The sequence below is a fragment of the Streptomyces sp. NBC_01267 genome (assembly GCF_036241575.1).
Lineage (GTDB): Bacteria > Actinomycetota > Actinomycetes > Streptomycetales > Streptomycetaceae > Streptomyces.
This window is the reverse complement of the sequence record NZ_CP108455.1, coordinates 4,898,147-4,914,941: the sequence shown is the minus strand read 5'-3', so window position 1 is coordinate 4,914,941 and position 16,795 is coordinate 4,898,147. Positions and strand designations below refer to the sequence as shown.

The following is a 16,795-nucleotide window of genomic DNA, read 5'->3' as shown; positions in this document are numbered from 1 at the left end:
TCGCTACGCGCGTAGATATGCTCCTCTGGTGACCATGCCCACCACCGCCCCCGCATTCGCTGACGTGACCACGTCCGACAGCGCGCTGCGCCGCTTCCTGCACGGACTGCCCGGCGTGGACGCCGTCGGCCTCGAAGCGCGCGCCGCGTCCCTCGGTACCCGCTCGATCAAGACCACGTCGAAGGCGTACGCCATCGACCTGGCCATCTCGATGATCGACCTGACGACGCTCGAAGGCGCGGACACCCCGGGCAAGGTCCGGGCGCTCGCCGCCAAGGCCGTCCACCCCGATCCCACCGACCGCACGGCCCCGATGACGGCCGCCGTCTGTGTCTATCCGGACATGGCGGCCATCGCGAAGGAAGCCCTGCACGGCGCCGATGTGAAGGTCGCCTCGGTCGCCACCGCCTTCCCGGCGGGCCGGGCCGCGCTGCCGGTGAAGCTCGCCGATGTGCGGGACGCCGTCGCCGCGGGGGCGGACGAGATCGACATGGTGATCGACCGGGGCGCGTTCCTCTCCGGCCGTTACCTCTCGGTCTTCGAGGAGATCCAGGCCGTCAAGGCGGAGTGCGTGCGCCCCGCGGGAGTTCCCGGGGAAGGCACGGCCGCCCGGCTGAAGGTGATCTTCGAGACGGGCGAGCTGTCCACGTACGACAACATCCGCCGCGCCTCCTGGATCGGCATGATGGCCGGTGCCGACTTCATCAAGACCTCGACCGGCAAGGTCGCGGTCAACGCCACCCCGGCCAACACCCTGCTGATGCTGGAGGCGGTCCGCGACTTCCGCGCGCAGACCGGCGTCCAGGTGGGCGTGAAGCCCGCGGGCGGCATCCGTACCTCCAAGGACGCGATCAAGTTCCTCGTCCTGGTCAACGAGACCGCCGGCGCGGACTGGCTGGACAGCCACTGGTTCCGCTTCGGCGCCTCCAGCCTGCTGAACGACCTGCTGATGCAGCGCCAGAAGCTCAGCACCGGCCGCTACTCCGGCCCCGACTACGTGACGGTGGACTGATCACCATGGCACTCTCCTCCGCATTCGAGTACGCACCGGCCCCCGAGTCCCGCTCGGTCGTCGACATCGCCCCGTCCTACGGGCTGTTCATCGACGGCGAGTTCACCGAGGCGGCCGACGGCAAGGTCTTCAAGACCGTCAGCCCCTCCACCGAGGAGGTCCTCTCGGAGGTCGCCCGCGCGGGCGCCGCCGATGTGGACCGGGCCGTCAAGGCCGCCCGCAAGGCCTTCGACAAGTGGTCCGCGCTGCCGGGCTCGGCACGCGCCAAGTACCTCTTCCGCATCGCCCGGATCATCCAGGAGCGCTCGCGCGAGCTGGCCGTCCTGGAGACCCTCGACAACGGCAAGCCGATCCGGGAGACCCGCGACGCGGACCTCCCGCTGGTCGCGGCGCACTTCTTCTACTACGCGGGCTGGGCCGACAAGCTCGGCCACGCCGGCTACGGGGCGAACCCGCAGCCGCTGGGCGTCGCGGGCCAGGTCATCCCGTGGAACTTCCCGCTGCTGATGCTCGCGTGGAAGATCGCCCCGGCGCTGGCCACCGGCAACACGGTGGTGCTCAAGCCCGCCGAGACGACCCCGCTGAGCGCGCTCTTCTTCGCGGACATCTGCCGCCAGGCGGGGCTGCCGAAGGGCGTCGTCAACATCCTTCCCGGGTACGGGGACGCGGGCGCCGCGCTCGTCGAGCACCCGGACGTCGACAAGGTCGCCTTCACCGGTTCGACCGCCGTCGGCCGGGCCATCGCCCGGTCCGTCGCGGGCACGGACAAGAAGGTCACCCTGGAGCTGGGCGGCAAGGGCGCGAACATCGTCTTCGACGACGCCCCGATCGACCAGGCCGTCGAGGGCATCGTCACCGGCATCTTCTTCAACCAGGGCCAGGTCTGCTGCGCGGGCTCACGCCTGCTGGTCCAGGAGTCGATCCAGGACGAGCTGCTGGACGCGCTGAAGCGCCGGCTGGGCACGCTGCGCCTCGGCGACCCGCTCGACAAGAACACCGACATCGGCGCGATCAACTCCGCCGAGCAGCTGGCCCGTATCCAGAAGCTCGTCGACGCGGGCGAGGCGGAGGGCGCCGAGCGCTGGTCGCCCGCCTGCGAACTCCCCACGTCCGGTTACTGGTTCGCGCCCACGCTGTTCACCGGCGTCACCCAGGCGCACACCGTCGCGCGCGACGAGATCTTCGGCCCGGTGCTCTCGGTGCTGTCGTTCCGTACGCCCGACGAGGCCGTCGCCAAGGCCAACAACACCCAGTACGGCCTGTCCGCCGGCATCTGGACCGAGAAGGGCTCGCGCATCCTCGCGGTCGCGAACAAGCTCCGGGCCGGTGTGGTGTGGGCCAACACGTTCAACAAGTTCGACCCGACCTCGCCCTTCGGCGGCTACAAGGAATCGGGCTACGGCCGTGAGGGCGGCCGTCACGGCCTGGAGGCGTACCTCGCCCCGTCGAGCCCGGAGGGCAAGCGCTGATGAGCACCGTCGAGCAGCAGAACCGGCTGAGCGTCTTCAAGACCTACAAGCTGTACGTCGGGGGCAAGTTCCCCCGCTCCGAAAGCGGGCGCGTGTACGAGGTGACCGACTCCAAGGGCAACTGGCTGGCCAACGCCCCGCAGTCCTCCCGCAAGGACGCCAGGGACGCGGTCGTCGCGGCACGCAAGGCGTTCGGCGGCTGGTCGGGCGCGACGGCGTACAACCGCGGGCAGATCCTCTACCGCATCGCCGAGATGCTGGAGGGCCGCCGGGACCAGTTCGTACGTGAGGTGGCGGACGCCGAAGGGCTGTCGAAGTCCAAGGCGGCGGCCGTGGTGGACGCGGCTGTCGACCGCTGGGTCTGGTACGCGGGCTGGACCGACAAGATCGGCCAGATCGCGGGCGGGGCGAACCCGGTCGCGGGCCCGTTCTTCAACCTCTCCACGCCGGAGCCGACGGGTGTCGTCACCGTTCTCGCCCCGCAGGACTCGTCGTTCCTGGGCCTGGTCTCGGTGATCGCCCCGGTGATCGCGACGGGCAACACGGCCGTGGTGATCGCCTCCGAGAAGTCCCCGCTGCCCGCGCTCTCGCTCGGCGAGGTACTGGCCACGTCGGACCTGCCCGGCGGTGTGGTCAACGTGCTGTCGGGGCGCACGGCGGAGATCGCCGCCCCGCTCGCCGCGCACCAGGACGTCAACGCGATCGACCTCACCGGGGCGGACGCCGAGCTGGCGCGCGACCTGGAGATCGCGGCGGCGGACAACCTCAAGCGGGTCCTGCGCCCGCAGCCGGCGGACGTCACCGTGGACTTCACGGCCGATCCCGGTACCGGGCGGCTGACGGCGTTCCTGGAGACCAAGACGGTCTGGCACCCGACGGGCGCCCTGGGCGTGTCCGGCTCTTCGTACTGAGACCGACCGGCCATCGGGGCGGCGTCACAGGAACGGAAGCGTCACAGGAACGGCCCCCGTCACCGCGGATCCGCGGTGACGGGGGCCGTTCCTGTGACGGCCGTCCCGTCCAGCTGTCGTCCTGTCCGGCCGTCCCGGTCGACCGCCGCGGTATCAGGACCGGGCGGCGCCGGGCAGCAGGTCCTTCAGGGCCCCGCCCCCGGTCAGCGGCGCGGTGAGCGCCGCAGTGGAGAGCGGCTTGAAGTCGGCGACCTGCGTGCCCACCGCGTTGTCGAGCGGGTCGACACCGGTCTTGGCGAGCGGGTCGAGCTGGAGGCCGGCGACCGGCGCGACGGCGTTGGCGACCGCGCCCGTGAGGACCTTGACCGGCGACGGGCCGAGGTCACCGAGCACCGCGGAGGGCCCGCCCGCCCCGGTGCTGATGGGTGTCGCCGCCTGCGCCGCCGCACCGCCCGCACCGAGCGCCGCACCAGCCACCGAGATGGTCAGGCCGATGCGCAGCAGGGAGGTCCGCCGGGGCTTGGGTGCTGCATGAGATGCCATGTGATTCCTGACTGTGATTCCTGCTCGTAGAGTAAGCATGAGCGCACTCAGCGTAGTTGAGATGCGGCGCACACTTCAAAGACCCGGCAAGTTGCTCTCCTGGGATTACCGCGGCCCGGCCGATGCGGGAGAATGGTTTCCCGTGAGTTCACCCCAGCCCATACCGACCCGCGTCGTCCTGCTCGCGGGCCCCTCCGGATCCGGAAAGTCGTCCCTCGCGGCGCGCTCGGGCCTGCCCGTGCTGCGCCTGGACGACTTCTACAAGGAAGCCGGGGACCCGACGCTTCCGCAGGTCGCCGACAGCACGGACATCGACTGGGACTCCCCGCTGTCCTGGGACGCGGACGCGGCGGTCGCCGCGATCGACGAGCTGTGCCGTACCGGCCGTACGACCGTCCCCGTGTACGACATCTCCGTGAGCGCGCGGGTGGGCAGCGAGGCGCTGGACATCGGCGGGAGGCCCGCCTTCATCGCCGAGGGCATCTTCGCCGCGGACATCGTGCGGCGCTGCGAGGAGCTGGGCGTCCTGGCGGACGCGCTCTGCCTGCGCGGGCGGCCCTCCACCACGTTCCGGCGGCGGCTGGCGCGGGATCTGCGCGAGGGACGGAAGTCGGTGCCGTTCCTGCTGCGGCGGGGGTGGCGGCTGATGCGGTCCGAGCGCGGGATCGTGGCGCGGCAGTCGGCGTTGGGTGCGTACGCCTGCGGCAAGGGCGAGGCCCTGACCCGGCTGGCGGCGGCCTCCGGCCACCGGGAGACCGCCCGTTCCTCGGCCGCCCCGCTCGCCTGAGGTCCGGAACTCCCGGGCAGGACCCGTCCCGCACATGCGGACGGGGCCGAACAGGCCCCCCCGGCCCGTCCGACCCCGCTCCGCTTCCCCCGTGCTCCCCCGTGCTCCCCCGTACCCCCCGCAGGCCCGCCGTCCCCCCGAACAGCGGCCCCCCGATCCCTCAGGCGACCAACTCGCCGAAGGACTCCTCCTCGTCACGGCCGAAGCTGAGGACCTGGTCCTCGCGCAGCCGGCGCAGGGAGCGCCAGATGCTGGACTTCACCGTGCCGACACTGATGTCGAGGATCTCCGCGATCTCCGGATCGGTACGACCCTCGTAGTAGCGCAGCACCAGCATCGTGCGCTGCGGTTCGGGCAGCCGGGCCAGTGCCTGCCAGAGCACCGCGCGCAGCTCCGTGCCGCGCATCGCGTCCGTCTCGCCCGCCGTCTCCGGAAGCTGCTCGGTCGGGTACTCGTTGAGCTTGCGCCGGCGCCAGGCGCTGATGTGCAGATTGGTCATGGTGCGGCGCAGGTAGCCGCCGACCGCCGCCTTGTCGCTGATCCGGTCCCAGGCGCGGTACGTCGAGAAGAGCGCGCTCTGGAGCAGGTCCTCGGCCTCGAAGCGGTCACCGGTCAGGTGGTAGGCCGTGGCGTACAGGGAGGCGCGGCGTTCCTGTACGAAGGCGGTGAACTCCGCCTCCGACAGCGACGGCTGTTCCCCCGTGGTCTCCCCGTACGCCGCCGGAGGGGTGGAGACCGGCGCCGCCGGCCTCATGGGTGCGTCGACGACCGCCATGTACGACGTGTGCTGACGCCCGGTACCGCGAGAGCACCCCCGCCCTCCTGCGGCACCGGACTTCTCGGTGTTCCGTGCGGCCACCACGTCGTGGAGCCGCGTGATTACTGCGCTGGAGTTTTTGCTGTGCAGTGCGTTCATCTCGCGCCCCCCGTCGTGGAGTCGTGCTTCGGTCTGTGGTGAAGAGCTTGCCGCCGCAGTTTCATGGGGTTGTCTGCCGACTGTCACAGGCGCGTCACAAGGGACGTCTGCCGAGATCCGCAGAGAACAAAGCAGCGAACAAGCAGAGCAGAAGAAGCAGAGAAGGAGCGGAGAAGCCGCAGGCGAGGGGCGTGGAAGCAGGGCGGAAGGGGTCCAGAGGTCGAACTCCCCTGCCCCATGGGCCAGAATGGCCCCCGTGCCTTTCCTGTTGCTGATCGAGGACGACGACGCCATCCGTACGGCTCTTGAGCTGTCTCTGTCACGCCAGGGGCACCGTGTGGCCACAGCCGCCACCGGCGAGGACGGTCTTCAGCTGCTGCGCGAGCAGCGGCCCGATCTGATCGTGCTGGATGTGATGCTGCCCGGAATCGACGGTTTCGAGGTGTGCCGGCGGATCAGACGCACCGACCAGTTGCCGATCATTCTGCTGACCGCGCGCAGCGACGACATCGACGTGGTGGTCGGACTGGAGTCCGGCGCCGACGACTACGTGGTCAAGCCGGTGCAGGGGCGGGTGCTGGACGCCCGGATCCGGGCCGTACTGCGCCGCGGGGAGCGGGAGTCCACCGACTCGGCGGCCTTCGGCAGTCTGGTGATCGACCGCTCCGCGATGACCGTGACCAAGAACGGCGAGGATCTTCAGCTCACCCCGACCGAGCTGCGCCTGCTGCTCGAACTGAGCCGCAGGCCGGGACAGGCGCTGTCCCGGCAGCAGTTGCTGCGGCTGGTCTGGGAACACGACTACCTCGGTGACTCCCGGCTGGTCGACGCGTGCGTGCAGCGACTGCGGGCGAAGGTGGAGGACGTACCGTCCTCGCCGACCCTGATCCGTACGGTCCGCGGGGTCGGTTACCGGCTGGACACGCCTCAGTGAGTCGTACGTTCTTCCACGGACTGCGCTGGACGAGTCTGCGGCTGCGGCTCGTCGTCGTCTTCGCGCTGGTGGCGCTCACCGCTGCCGTCTCCGCCTCCGGTATCGCGTACTGGCTCAACCGCGAGGCGGTACTGACCCGTACGCAGGACTCCGCGCTCAAGGACTTCCGGCAGGAGATGCAGAGCCGGGCCGCCTCCCTGCCGTTGGGGCCGACGCAGAACGAACTGCAGACGGCCGCCGTGCAGATAGCGGGCAGCAGCAACCCCGGTTACAGCGTGCTGCTGGTCGGTGAGCGGGCGAAGGGCAAGCCGGTCGTCGGCTATTCGAACCTGGACACCTTCACGCTGGCCGACGTGCCGGAGCCGTTGCAGAGGGCGGTGGCGAAGCAGCAGGAGATCGGCTCGGGCAACCACTACCCGTACCACCTCTTCTGGCAGCGCATCACGCTGCGCGGCAAGCCGTACCTGGTGGGCGGCGCGAAGATCATCGGGGGCGGCCCCACCGGCTACATGCTCACCTCGCTCGCCCAGGAGCGGGAAGATCTCAACTCCCTTGCCTGGTCGCTGTCCATCGCCACGGCGCTCGCCCTGATCGGCTCGGCGCTGCTCGCGCAGGCCGCGGCGACGACGGTGCTGCGGCCCGTGCAGCGGCTCGGTGACGCGGCCCGGCGGCTCGGCGAGGGCAAGCTCGACACCCGGCTCAGGGTCTCGGGCACGGACGAACTGGCCGATCTGTCCCGGACGTTCAACAAGACGGCCGAGGCGCTGGAGACGAAGGTCAGCAACATGAGCGCGCGGGAGGAGGCGAGCCGCCGCTTCGTCGCCGACATGTCGCACGAACTGCGGACGCCGCTCACCGCGATCACCGCGGTGTCGGAGGTGCTGGAGGAGGAGGCGGACAGCCTCGATCCGATGATCCGGCCCGCGGTGCAGCTGGTGGTGAGCGAGACCCGCAGGCTCAACACCCTGGTGGAGAACCTGATGGAGGTCACCCGCTTCGACGCGGGGACGGCCCGGCTGGTGCTCGACGACGTGGACATCGCGGACCAGATCACCGCCTGCATCGACGCCCGCGCCTGGCTGGACGCGGTGGAGCTGGACGCCGACCGCGGCATCATGGTCCGCCTCGACCCGCGCCGCCTCGACGTCATCCTGGCGAATCTGATCGGGAACGCGCTGAAGCACGGCGGTTCGCCGGTCCGGGTCGCGGTCCGGATCGACGGGGACGAGCTGGTCATCGCGGTGCAGGACCACGGTCCCGGTATCCCCGAGGACGTACTCCCCCATGTATTCGACCGCTTCTACAAGGCGAGCGCGTCCCGGCCGCGCTCCGAGGGCAGCGGGCTCGGCCTCTCCATCGCGATGGAGAACGCACACATTCACGGCGGCGACATCACCGCGGCCAACGCGAAGGACGGCGGAGCCGTGTTCGTACTGCGGCTGCCGCGCGACCCGTCGGACCCGGCCGATCCGTCGGACACCGCCGGTCCGGCCGGGACCGGCCAGGAAGGCGACGGCGCATGAGAGCGGGACGACTCACGGCGGCGGTCATGGGCGCGGCAGCGCTCTGCGCCCTGACGGCCGGCTGCGGCATCCGGGACACCTCGGTACCGGTGGACGCGGGGGCCGCGCCGTCCCGCGTGCCCTGCGACCTGCCGACGGACGACTCCGCGCCCCAGGCGCTGCAGGACGTACCGGTTCGGGTCTACCTGCTCTGCGGGAACCAGCTGGTCTCCGTGGACCGCACGGTGCAGATCGTGTCGGGCCGGCCCCTGGGCGACGGGCTACAGGTCGCGGAGAAGCTCCTCGACGAGCTGCGGCAGACCCCGAGCGCAGCCGAGAAGGAGGCCGGGTTCTCCACGGACGTGCGCCCGCCGCTGTCCGTGGGCCCCGGACGCCGGGACGATCCGGCCGGCGCACTGCGGCTGAGCAGCGAACCGCAGGACCTGCCCGCCAACGCGCTGGCGCAGATCGTGTGTACGTACGCGGGGAGCGCGGCGTCGGAGACGGACGGCTCGGTCGTGCTCGGCGGACCGGGCACGGACCCGCCACGGGCGTACTCCTGCACCCAGAAGCTGAAGACGCGGCCGGGCTCGGACCCGATCCTGGGCGACCTGCGCCGCTAGGGCCTCTCGTTTGGATCACGCCGGGCTCGCGGGGGCTGCCGTACGCACCGGGCTCCGGGCCGGGTACGTACCCGGTCGCGGGGCTGTCGTACGCCCCCGGGGCCCAGGGACCGGATACGTACCCGGTCGCGGGGCTGCGGGGCGCGGTGACCACACGGTGACGGCACGGTGACAAAGTCGGCGGAACCGATCCCACCGGTCGTGGCGTCTTGGAAAACGTGCGTCAAGGAATGGGCGGTAGCACCGTCATCCGTTCACGCGTCGTGGGGATACTCCTCCTCGCCGCGCATCTCCTGGTCGTCGCCTGGCTGACGCTGCGTCCCCTGGACGTGATGTGGGTGACCGCTTCGAACTTCACCCCGTTCGCCGGAATCCGGGCCGATCTGGCCCTCGGTGCCTTCGAGGCGACCCGCCGGATCAGCAAGGGCCTGCTGCTGCTCGCGCCACTGGGCGTACTGCTGCCGCTGGCGGGCGGGCGGCTGCACGTCTCCTCCTGCGCCTCGCTGGCCCGTACGGTCGCGGCGGGCTCACTGATCTCGCTCGCCATAGAGCTGCTCCAGACCGGAGTGCCCGGACAGGTCGTGGATGTGGACTCGCTGCTGCTGAACACGGCCGGAGTGGCCCTCGCGCACGTCGTCGTGGTGCCCGCCGCCCGGTCCCGGCTACGCCGCAGGCAGGAGCACGCGGGGCACGCAGCCGTCCGCGCGGAGGAAGCCGGACACGGTCCTACCCCGAGCATTCCCAGGGTCGGGATCGCCCCGTAGGGCGATTCGCTCCGGCGCCGCTCCGCGCGACCATGGAAGTACCGGGAGAGCCGAACGGAAGTCTCCCCCCGAACGCTTCGCGAAGGAGCCCCTCATGTCCGCAGCACTTGCCCGCCCGCGTGAAGGCCGTGTGCTCGGTGGAGTGTGCGCGGCGCTGGCCCGCCGCTTCGGCACCTCCGCCACCACGATGCGCGTGATCTTCATCGTCTCGTGCCTGCTGCCGGGGCCGCAGTTCCTGCTCTATCTGGCGCTGTGGATCCTGCTGCCCGGCGAGAAGCCGGCGTCGGCGGCCTGGTGACCAGGGCCGGTCCCTGACACACCGACGGGGCGCGCACCCAGGGGGATGGGTGCGCGCCCCGTCGGCGTGTACGACGTGCTCAGCGGCCGAGACCGGGCACCGCTCCGGTGGGGAGGCCGCCGAGGAGGCTGCCGACCTGGCCGGCTGCCGCGGCACCGGGCAGCACGGTCGACACCGCGCCGGCGACGGTGGACGGCAGGGTGGCCGCCTGGCTGCCGAGCACGGTCTTCCCGGTTTCGACGGCCCGACCGGCCCCGGCGGGCAGCTTCGACGTGACGCTCTCCAGGGGGAGCGTCCGCGTGACGGAGTCCAGCGTGCCGTTCACGTCCGGGGTGGCCGGAGCGACGGCCGCCGAGGCGGAACCCGCGGCGGCAGCGGCGAAGGCCGCACCGACGACAGCGACACCGAGGGTCTTGGCAGCAGACAGCTTCATGAGGAAAACGTCCTTGCGACGGGGGGAAGGTGAGCGGCTACGCAAGGTAGCCACCCCGTCGCACGGCCCGCAAACACCCGACAGCGGCCGGAAATCGGAATCCCCGGCCGCCGGTGCGCACCTGCTGTCAGCCTGCGGTGACCGCGGAACCACTGGTCACGACGGTCTGCCGGAACAGCCACTCCGCCTTCAACTCCGCGTATCCGGGCTTGATCACATCGTTGATCATGGCAAGTCGTTCATCGAAAGGGATGAACGCGGACTTCATCGCGTTGACGGTGAACCACTGCATGTCGTCGAGCGTGTAGCCGAACGCCTCGGCCAGGTGCTCGAATTCGCGGCTCATGCTGGTCCCCGACATGAGCCTGTTGTCCGTGTTCACGGTCGTCCTGAAGTGGAGCTTGCGCAGCAGCCCGATCGGGTGCTCGGCGTACGAGGCCGCGGCACCGGTCTGGAGGTTGGAGGTGGGGCACATCTCCAGCGGGATGCGCTTGTCCCGTACGTACGAGGCGAGCCGCCCCAGCCGCACCGTGCCGTCGTCGGCGACCTCGATGTCGTCGATGATCCGCACTCCGTGTCCGAGCCGGTCGGCGCCGCACCACTGGAGCGCCTGCCAGATCGACGGCAGCCCGAAGGCCTCGCCCGCGTGGATCGTGAAGTGGTTGTTCTCCCGCTTCAGGTACTCGAAGGCGTCGAGGTGACGGGTGGGCGGGAAGCCCGCCTCGGCACCCGCGATGTCGAAGCCGACGACGCCCAGATCGCGGTAGCGGTTGGCGAGTTCGGCGATCTCCAGGGCGCGGGCCGCGTGCCGCATCGCGGTGAGCATCGCGCCGACCCGGATCCGGTCGCCGTTCTCGCGCGCCAGCCGTTCGCCCTCGCGGAAGCCCTCGTTGACGGCCTCGACGACCTCTTCGAGGGTGAGTCCGCCTTCGAGGTGCTGCTCGGGGGCGTACCGGATCTCGGCGTAGACGACACCGTCCGCGGCGAGGTCCTCGGCGCACTCCGCGGCGACGCGCACCAGCGCCTCGCGGGTCTGCATGACGGCGCAGGTGTGCGCGAAGGTCTCCAGATAACGCTCCAGCGAGCCGGAGTCGGCCGCCTCGCGGAACCAGATGCCGAGCTTGTCGGCATCCGTCTCGGGAAGGCCCTGGTACCCGTTCGCGCGGGCGAGCTCGATGATCGTGCCGGGGCGCAGGCCCCCGTCGAGGTGGTCGTGGAGCAGCACCTTCGGAGCTCGGCTGATCTGGTCCGTGGTGGGTGAGGGAATGGTCTGGCTCGTCATCTGTGCACTTTAGCCCCTACGCGCGTAGATCGCGCCTGGTCGATATGTAACAGTGACCGTTCCGACGGGTGGAGTACACCTCGGCTTCTGAGACTGTTCCGTCATGGCACAGCAAGCACCAGCCCTGCCGGAGGCCCGGCTGGGACGGGCAGTTGGGGCAAGCGGAGCGCCGGTCGCGGTCAGCGGTGTGGTGCTGCTGCTCCCCGACGGCGACCCGGTCTCCAGACGCCGTTCCTCCGCCCTCCCGTACGCCGCCCTGCAACGCACCGCCCGCCGGCTGGCCCGCGCGGCCCGGGACGACGGGCTCGCGGCGCATGTCGTCCGCTACCGCTTCCGCGGCTGGAACGGCACCGACGCGCACCTCGCCCGGGACGCGGCCTGGGCGGTGGACGAGGTGGTGCGGCGGTACGGCGACGTCCCCGTCTGCCTGGCCGGGCACGGCATGGGCGGCCGGGCCGCGCTGCACGCGGCGGGCCACGACGCCGTCACGTCCGTACTGGCCCTGGCCCCCTGGCTGCCCGACGAAGACCTGGCGGCGGACCCGGAGCCGGTGAAGCAGCTGGTGGGCCGTCAGGTGCTGATCGTGCACGGCACCACGGACGCCCGCTCGGACCCCGAACTCTCCTACCGGCTGGCGGAACGCGCGAAGAAGACCAACCGCGACACCTGCCGCTTCGAGGTCCATTCGGACGGCCACGGCCTGCGCCAGCACCGGGCCGAAGTCGTGGCGCTGGCAGCGGACTTCGTGCGGGGGGCACTGTTCTCGCGGGCGTACGCGAGACCGGTCGCCGACGCGTTCGCCGCGCCGCCGCCGCTGGGGCTGCGGATGCCGCTGGCCGCAGGGTTCGGGCGGACGCTGGGACGGTAGGCGCCGGGGCCCGCCGCTCGATCACCGCCCCTCGATCGCCGCCCCTCGATCACCGCTCCCCGATCGCCGCCCCTCGATCACTGCTCCCTGGTCGCCGGTCCCTGGTCGCCGGAGGGGCGGTTCCTCACTCCGGCAGCAGCTTCCCCCGCCGCGACAGCAGGAACTGCTTGAAGGCCGCCACCGGGGCCGTGTCCGGATGCCCGTCCAGCCACGCCACCCCGATCTCCCGTACGGCCCGGGGTGCGGTCACCGTCAGCTCCACCACCCCGGGCCGCGCCACCGCCGGCGGTGGCAGCAGCGACACCCCCAAACCCGCCGCGACCAGGCCGCGCAGGGTCTCCGCCTCCTCGCCCTCGAAGGCGATCCGCGGGGTGAACCCGGCCTCGGCGCACAGGTCGTCGGTGATGCGCCGCAGTCCGTACCCCGGCTCCAGCGTCACGAAGGTCTCCTCGGCGGCCTCGGCGAGCCTGATCCGTCTGCGGGCGGCCAGCCGGTGGTCGTCGGGGACCACCAGACGCAGCCGCTGTTCGTCCAGCCGCCGCCCGACGAGGCCGGGCGCGTCGGGGACCGGCGAGGTGAGGCAGAGGTCGAGTTCCCCGGCACGCAACCGCTTCAGCATCGCCTCGCCGTAGTTCTGCACGAGCTGGAAACGCACCCGCGGATGGTCCGCCCGGAAGGCCCGGATCAGCCCGGGAACCGTCTCGGACCCCAGCGTGTGCAGGAACCCGAAGGCGATCCGGCCCGCCGTGGGATCCGCGTCCGCCCGTACCGAGTCGGCGGCCCGCCCGACCTCCGTGAGCGCCCGCTCGACGGTGCGGAGGAACGTCCGGCCCGCGGGTGTCAGCGAGACCGTACGGCCCCTGCGGGCGAACAGGGCCACGCCCAGATCCGCCTCCAGCCTCACCATGGCGCGCGAGAGGGTGGACTGCGGCACCGACAGTTCCTGCGCGGCCCGGGTGACGTGTTCGTGCCGGGCGACCGCCTCGAAGTACGCGAGGCGCGGCGCGAGCAGGCGGCGGATGTCTTCCTCGTCACTGATGTCTTCTTCGTAACTGCTGCGTGACAGCCGGGCCCGTGACCTCTGCTCATGCACCATGGGAACGATTATCGCCGGTCCATGCATTGGACGCATGAAGGGACCCGGCCTACGTTCGCCGTATGCCTCCTGCCAGTACCGGGGCACTCACCACCGTGAGTGCCTCCGCCGCGCCGTCCTCTCCCCCGCAGCTCCAGCTCGCCCCGGGCGGGCCCGGCTACCGCCGGATGAGCTTCGCGCTCTTCGCCGCCGGAATGGCGACCTTCGCCCTGCTCTACTCCACGCAGGCGCTGCTGCCCGCGATCAGCTCCGACTTCGGCGGGGCGGCGAGCCGGGCGAGCTGGACCGTCTCCGCTGCGACGGGCGGTCTCGCCCTGTTCGTCCTGCCGCTGAGCGCCCTGTCCGAGCGGTTCGGACGGCGGACGATGATGACCGCCTCGCTGACGGTCGCGGTGGCGATCGGGCTGCTCGTCCCCTTCGCGCCGAGCCTGGGCTGGCTGATCGCGCTGCGCGCCGTGCAGGGTGCCGCGCTCGCCGGGCTGCCCGCGTCCGCGATGGCCTTCCTCGCCGAGGAGGTACGGCCGAAGGCGCTGGTCGCCGCGATCGGACTGTTCGTCGCGGGCAATTCCATCGGCGGCATGAGCGGGCGCATCGTCGCCGGGTGGGTGGCCCAGGCCTGGGGATGGCGGGCGGCGCTCGGGGCGATCGGGCTGATGGCCGTGGTGTGCGCGGTGGTCTTCCGGCTGCTGCTCCCCCCGGCCCGCAACTTCCACCCGGCCCCGCTGAACCCGCGCGCACTGGGCCGTACCGTCGCCGCCCACCTCGGCGACCCGCTGCTGCGCAGGCTGTACGCGATCGGCGCGCTCTTCATGACGGTCTTCGGCGCGGTCTACACGGTGATCGGCTACCGGTTGGTGGGCGAACCGTTCAACCTGCCGCAGGGACTGGTCGGTTCGATCTTCCTGGTCTATCTGGTCGGTACGGTCTCCTCCGCCGCGGCCGGCCGGCTCGTCGCCCGGCTGGGCCGCCGGGGCGCGCTCTACCTCGCGGTGTCGGCGACCACGGCGGGCCTGCTGATCTCGCTGGCCGACGCGCTCGCCGCGGTACTGCTGGGGCTCGTCCTCATCACGGCGGGCTTCTTCGCCGGGCACGCCGTCGCCTCCTCGTCCGTGAGCCGTACGGCGAAGACGGGCCGCGCCCAGGCGTCGGCGCTCTACCAGTCGGCGTACTACCTGGGCAGCAGCCTGGGCGGCGCGCTCGGCGCTGTCGCCTTCCACTCGGCGGGCTGGGCGGGCACGGTGGCGCTGGGACTGCTCGCAGTGCTCGGTGTCGTGTCCGTCACGCTGTACGGGTCGTACAGCGCCCGAGCCACCCGGCGGATGCCCGCCACAGCAGGGCACTGAGCGGTACGCGGGGCGGGACGGCGTACGCGGGCGCGGCCCGGCCGAAGACTGTTTCCCCCCGGGGTGCAACGGTTGCCCCTCTTCGTCCGTCTCCTTCACAAGACGCGCGGTTCGCGCGGCACCGGGGGAATCAGCATCCGGGCACCAGCACCTCGGGAATCCACCCGGGTGAGGGGCGCCCGGAAAACAGGGGACGGAACGCATGGGACACATACGACGGAGAGGCGCCGTGGCCGCCGGGATCACCGCTCTGGTGGTGCCGCTGACCATGGCCCTGGGCGGGGCGACACCCGCACAGGCGGCCTCGTGCACGACCAGCACGGGTCCGTACCAGAAGCAGGCGGAGAAGTTCCTGGGACGGCCGGTGGACGGCAAGCAGTCGGCAGCCGACTGCACGGCGATCCGCTCCTTCCAGAGCGCGCACGGCATCACCCCGACCATCGGCTACGCCGGGTCGGTCACCTGGGGCGTGATGAAGGTGGTGGCCCAGCAGCAGGCCGCGGGCAGGACTCCGAACAAGGCGGGCACGTGCCCGGTGAACAAGGGGCGTATCGCCTGCGTCGACCTGACCCGGCAGCTGAGCTGGATCCAGGACGGCAAGAAGCTGGTGTACGGACCGGTGCCGGTACGCACGGGCCGCAACGGCTACGAGACCCGGACCGGGCTCAAGAAGGTCTACTGGCGGGACAAGAACCACGTGTCCTCGCTCTACGACGTGGCCATGCCCTACAGCCAGTTCTTCGACGGCGGCCAGGCGTTCCACTCGGTGGGCGTGAGCATGTGGAACCAGCCCGGCTCCCATGGCTGCGTGAACATGACCAAGACCAGTGCCGCGAAGTACTGGTCCCTCCTCAAGAAGGGCGACGAGGTCTACGTCTACGGGCGCAAGCCGGGCACCTGACGCCCGGCGTACGACCGTTGGCCGGACAGCGACTGTCAGTGGCCCCCGGTAGTTTCTGAATCGCTGGTGCGATCAGGATTCCGAGCAGGGGGCACACCCGATGAGCGACCTCGCGGCGACAGATCTCGACGTGCGCCTGGAGGGGCACAGGACCGAACTGACGGGCTACTGCTACCGGATGCTCGGTTCCCCCTTCGAGGCCGAGGACGCCGTACAGGACACGATGGTCCGCGCCTGGCGGAGCTACGACCGCTTCGAGGGACGGTCCTCGCTGCGGTCGTGGCTCTACCGCATCGCGACCAACGTCTGCCTGGACATGCGAGCCGCGGGCAGCAGACGGGCCCGCCCGATGGATCTGTCGGCCCCGCAGGCCCAGACCACGGCCGTGCTCGATGAACGCTCCGAGGCCACCTGGCTCGAACCGGTCCCCGACGGACGGGTGTTGCCGTCCACCGCGGACCCGGCCGAGGCGGCGGTGGCGCGGGAGTCGGTGCGTCTCGCCTTCGTGGCCGCGCTCCAGCACCTGCCCGCCAAGCAGCGGGCGGTGCTGATCCTGCGCGAGGTGCTCGCCTGGCGGGCGAGCGAGGTGGCCGAGCTGCTCGACACCACGGTCGCCTCGGTCAACAGCGCGCTCCAGAGGGCCCGTTCGACGCTGTCCGCGACGGAGATCAGACCGTCGGACCCGGCGGATCCGCTCGACGAGGACCAGCGAAAGCTCCTCGACCGGTACGTGGCGGCCTTCGAGGGGTACGACATCGCTTCCCTCACCGCGCTGCTCCACGAGGACGCGGTGCTCTCGATGCCGCCCTTCGACCTGTGGCTGCGCGGCCCTGCCGACATCGCCGCCTGGCACCTGGAACAGGGCATCGGCTGCAAGGGGTCACGGCTGCTGCCGACCGTGGCGAACGGCACCCCGGCGTTCGGCCAGTACCGGCCGGGCGCGACGGGCCGCGGTCACGAGCCGTGGGCGCTCCAGGTGCTCGAAATATCCGGCGGGAAGATCATCGGGCTGAACGCGTTCCTGGACACGGCACGCTGGTTCCCGCTCTTCGGCCTGCCCGCCCGGCTGGACGGCCGGGACCTGCTCTGAACAGGTCCCGGCCGGTCCGCACG

The 16,795-nt window shown here is 71.2% G+C and carries 18 protein-coding genes; 13 read left to right on the top strand and 5 right to left on the bottom strand.

Annotation, left to right across the window (positions count from 1 at the left end):
• The first annotated feature begins 34 nt into the window (after positions 1–34).
• Genes deoC through OG709_RS22685 form a run of 3 tightly spaced genes read left to right on the top strand, consistent with a single transcriptional unit; the run spans position 35 to position 3,392 of the window.
• Positions 35–1,012: a deoxyribose-phosphate aldolase gene (gene deoC, locus OG709_RS22695; RefSeq protein WP_250299733.1), complete on the top strand. Its 978-nt coding sequence runs from the start codon at positions 35–37 to the stop codon at positions 1,010–1,012.
• A 5-nt stretch (positions 1,013–1,017) separates the two neighbouring features.
• Entirely contained in the window at positions 1,018–2,481 is a 1,464-nt protein-coding gene (locus OG709_RS22690) for an aldehyde dehydrogenase family protein (protein ID WP_250299591.1), read from the top strand.
• Positions 2,481–3,392, top strand: a complete 912-nt coding sequence (locus OG709_RS22685; protein ID WP_250299590.1) for an aldehyde dehydrogenase family protein — start codon at positions 2,481–2,483, stop codon at positions 3,390–3,392. Before OG709_RS22690 ends, OG709_RS22685 begins: the two co-directional genes overlap by 1 nt.
• 153 nt (positions 3,393–3,545) lie before the next feature.
• Here the strand turns inward: OG709_RS22685 and OG709_RS22680 are convergent, their stop codons facing one another.
• Complete coding sequence (locus OG709_RS22680) at positions 3,546–3,935, bottom strand: hypothetical protein (protein ID WP_250299589.1); 390 nt, start codon at positions 3,933–3,935, stop codon at positions 3,546–3,548.
• 61 nt (positions 3,936–3,996) lie between these two features.
• On the opposite strand from OG709_RS22680, the gene OG709_RS22675 reads away from it, so the two are divergent.
• On the top strand, positions 3,997–4,722 hold the full coding sequence (locus OG709_RS22675) for a uridine kinase family protein (protein ID WP_329169173.1): 726 nt from the start codon (positions 3,997–3,999) through the stop codon (positions 4,720–4,722).
• A 160-nt stretch (positions 4,723–4,882) separates the two neighbouring features.
• Here OG709_RS22675 and OG709_RS22670 read toward each other — a convergent pair whose 3' ends face one another.
• The gene (locus OG709_RS22670) at positions 4,883–5,638 is read right to left on the bottom strand and encodes a SigE family RNA polymerase sigma factor (RefSeq protein WP_250299553.1); all 756 of its coding nucleotides are present in this window, start codon (positions 5,636–5,638) and stop codon (positions 4,883–4,885) included.
• 256 nt (positions 5,639–5,894) lie between these two features.
• Between OG709_RS22670 and afsQ1 the strand changes: the two genes are divergently transcribed.
• The 5 genes from afsQ1 to OG709_RS22645 all read left to right on the top strand — a co-directional run bounded on the left by afsQ1 (position 5,895) and on the right by OG709_RS22645 (position 9,759).
• On the top strand, positions 5,895–6,572 hold the full coding sequence (gene afsQ1, locus OG709_RS22665) for a two-component system response regulator AfsQ1 (protein WP_250299552.1): 678 nt from the start codon (positions 5,895–5,897) through the stop codon (positions 6,570–6,572).
• On the top strand, positions 6,569–8,095 hold the full coding sequence (locus OG709_RS22660) for a HAMP domain-containing sensor histidine kinase (protein ID WP_326694160.1): 1,527 nt from the start codon (positions 6,569–6,571) through the stop codon (positions 8,093–8,095). Before afsQ1 ends, OG709_RS22660 begins: the two co-directional genes overlap by 4 nt.
• On the top strand, positions 8,092–8,697 hold the full coding sequence (locus tag OG709_RS22655; protein ID WP_250299550.1) for a hypothetical protein: 606 nt from the start codon (positions 8,092–8,094) through the stop codon (positions 8,695–8,697). The genes OG709_RS22660 and OG709_RS22655 overlap by 4 nt, the downstream gene beginning before the upstream one ends.
• A gap of 230 nt (positions 8,698–8,927) precedes the next feature.
• Positions 8,928–9,461 carry a VanZ family protein gene (locus OG709_RS22650; RefSeq protein ID WP_250299549.1) on the top strand — a complete coding sequence of 178 codons (534 nt, stop codon included), beginning with the start codon at positions 8,928–8,930 and terminating at the stop codon, positions 9,459–9,461.
• Positions 9,462–9,555: 94 nt separating this feature from the next.
• Positions 9,556–9,759: a PspC domain-containing protein gene (locus OG709_RS22645; RefSeq protein WP_250299548.1), complete on the top strand. Its 204-nt coding sequence runs from the start codon at positions 9,556–9,558 to the stop codon at positions 9,757–9,759.
• A 79-nt stretch (positions 9,760–9,838) separates the two neighbouring features.
• Here OG709_RS22645 and OG709_RS22640 read toward each other — a convergent pair whose 3' ends face one another.
• Together OG709_RS22640 and OG709_RS22635 are read right to left on the bottom strand one after the other, a co-directional pair.
• Complete coding sequence (locus OG709_RS22640; RefSeq protein ID WP_250299547.1) at positions 9,839–10,192, bottom strand: ATP-binding protein; 354 nt, start codon at positions 10,190–10,192, stop codon at positions 9,839–9,841.
• A gap of 127 nt (positions 10,193–10,319) precedes the next feature.
• Positions 10,320–11,474 carry an adenosine deaminase gene (locus OG709_RS22635; protein ID WP_250299546.1) on the bottom strand — a complete coding sequence of 385 codons (1,155 nt, stop codon included), beginning with the start codon at positions 11,472–11,474 and terminating at the stop codon, positions 10,320–10,322.
• A gap of 103 nt (positions 11,475–11,577) precedes the next feature.
• On the opposite strand from OG709_RS22635, the gene OG709_RS22630 reads away from it, so the two are divergent.
• Positions 11,578–12,342: an alpha/beta hydrolase gene (locus OG709_RS22630; protein WP_266641205.1), complete on the top strand. Its 765-nt coding sequence runs from the start codon at positions 11,578–11,580 to the stop codon at positions 12,340–12,342.
• Positions 12,343–12,466: 124 nt separating this feature from the next.
• Here the strand turns inward: OG709_RS22630 and OG709_RS22625 are convergent, their stop codons facing one another.
• A complete protein-coding gene (locus OG709_RS22625; RefSeq protein WP_250299544.1) occupies positions 12,467–13,438 on the bottom strand; it encodes a LysR family transcriptional regulator in 972 nt (323 codons plus the stop codon).
• 62 nt (positions 13,439–13,500) lie between these two features.
• Here OG709_RS22625 and OG709_RS22620 point away from each other — a divergent pair, with 62 nt between their 5' ends.
• From OG709_RS22620 to OG709_RS22610, 3 genes are all read left to right on the top strand, one after another.
• Positions 13,501–14,781, top strand: coding sequence for an MFS transporter (locus OG709_RS22620; RefSeq protein WP_266641207.1), 1,281 nt, complete (start codon positions 13,501–13,503; stop codon positions 14,779–14,781).
• 202 nt (positions 14,782–14,983) lie between these two features.
• Positions 14,984–15,682 (top strand): L,D-transpeptidase family protein, encoded by a 699-nt coding sequence (locus OG709_RS22615; protein WP_250299542.1) that lies wholly within the window; start codon positions 14,984–14,986, stop codon positions 15,680–15,682.
• Positions 15,683–15,782: 100 nt separating this feature from the next.
• A complete protein-coding gene (locus OG709_RS22610) occupies positions 15,783–16,772 on the top strand; it encodes a sigma-70 family RNA polymerase sigma factor (protein ID WP_266641210.1) in 990 nt (329 codons plus the stop codon).
• Positions 16,773–16,795 lie beyond the last annotated feature (23 nt).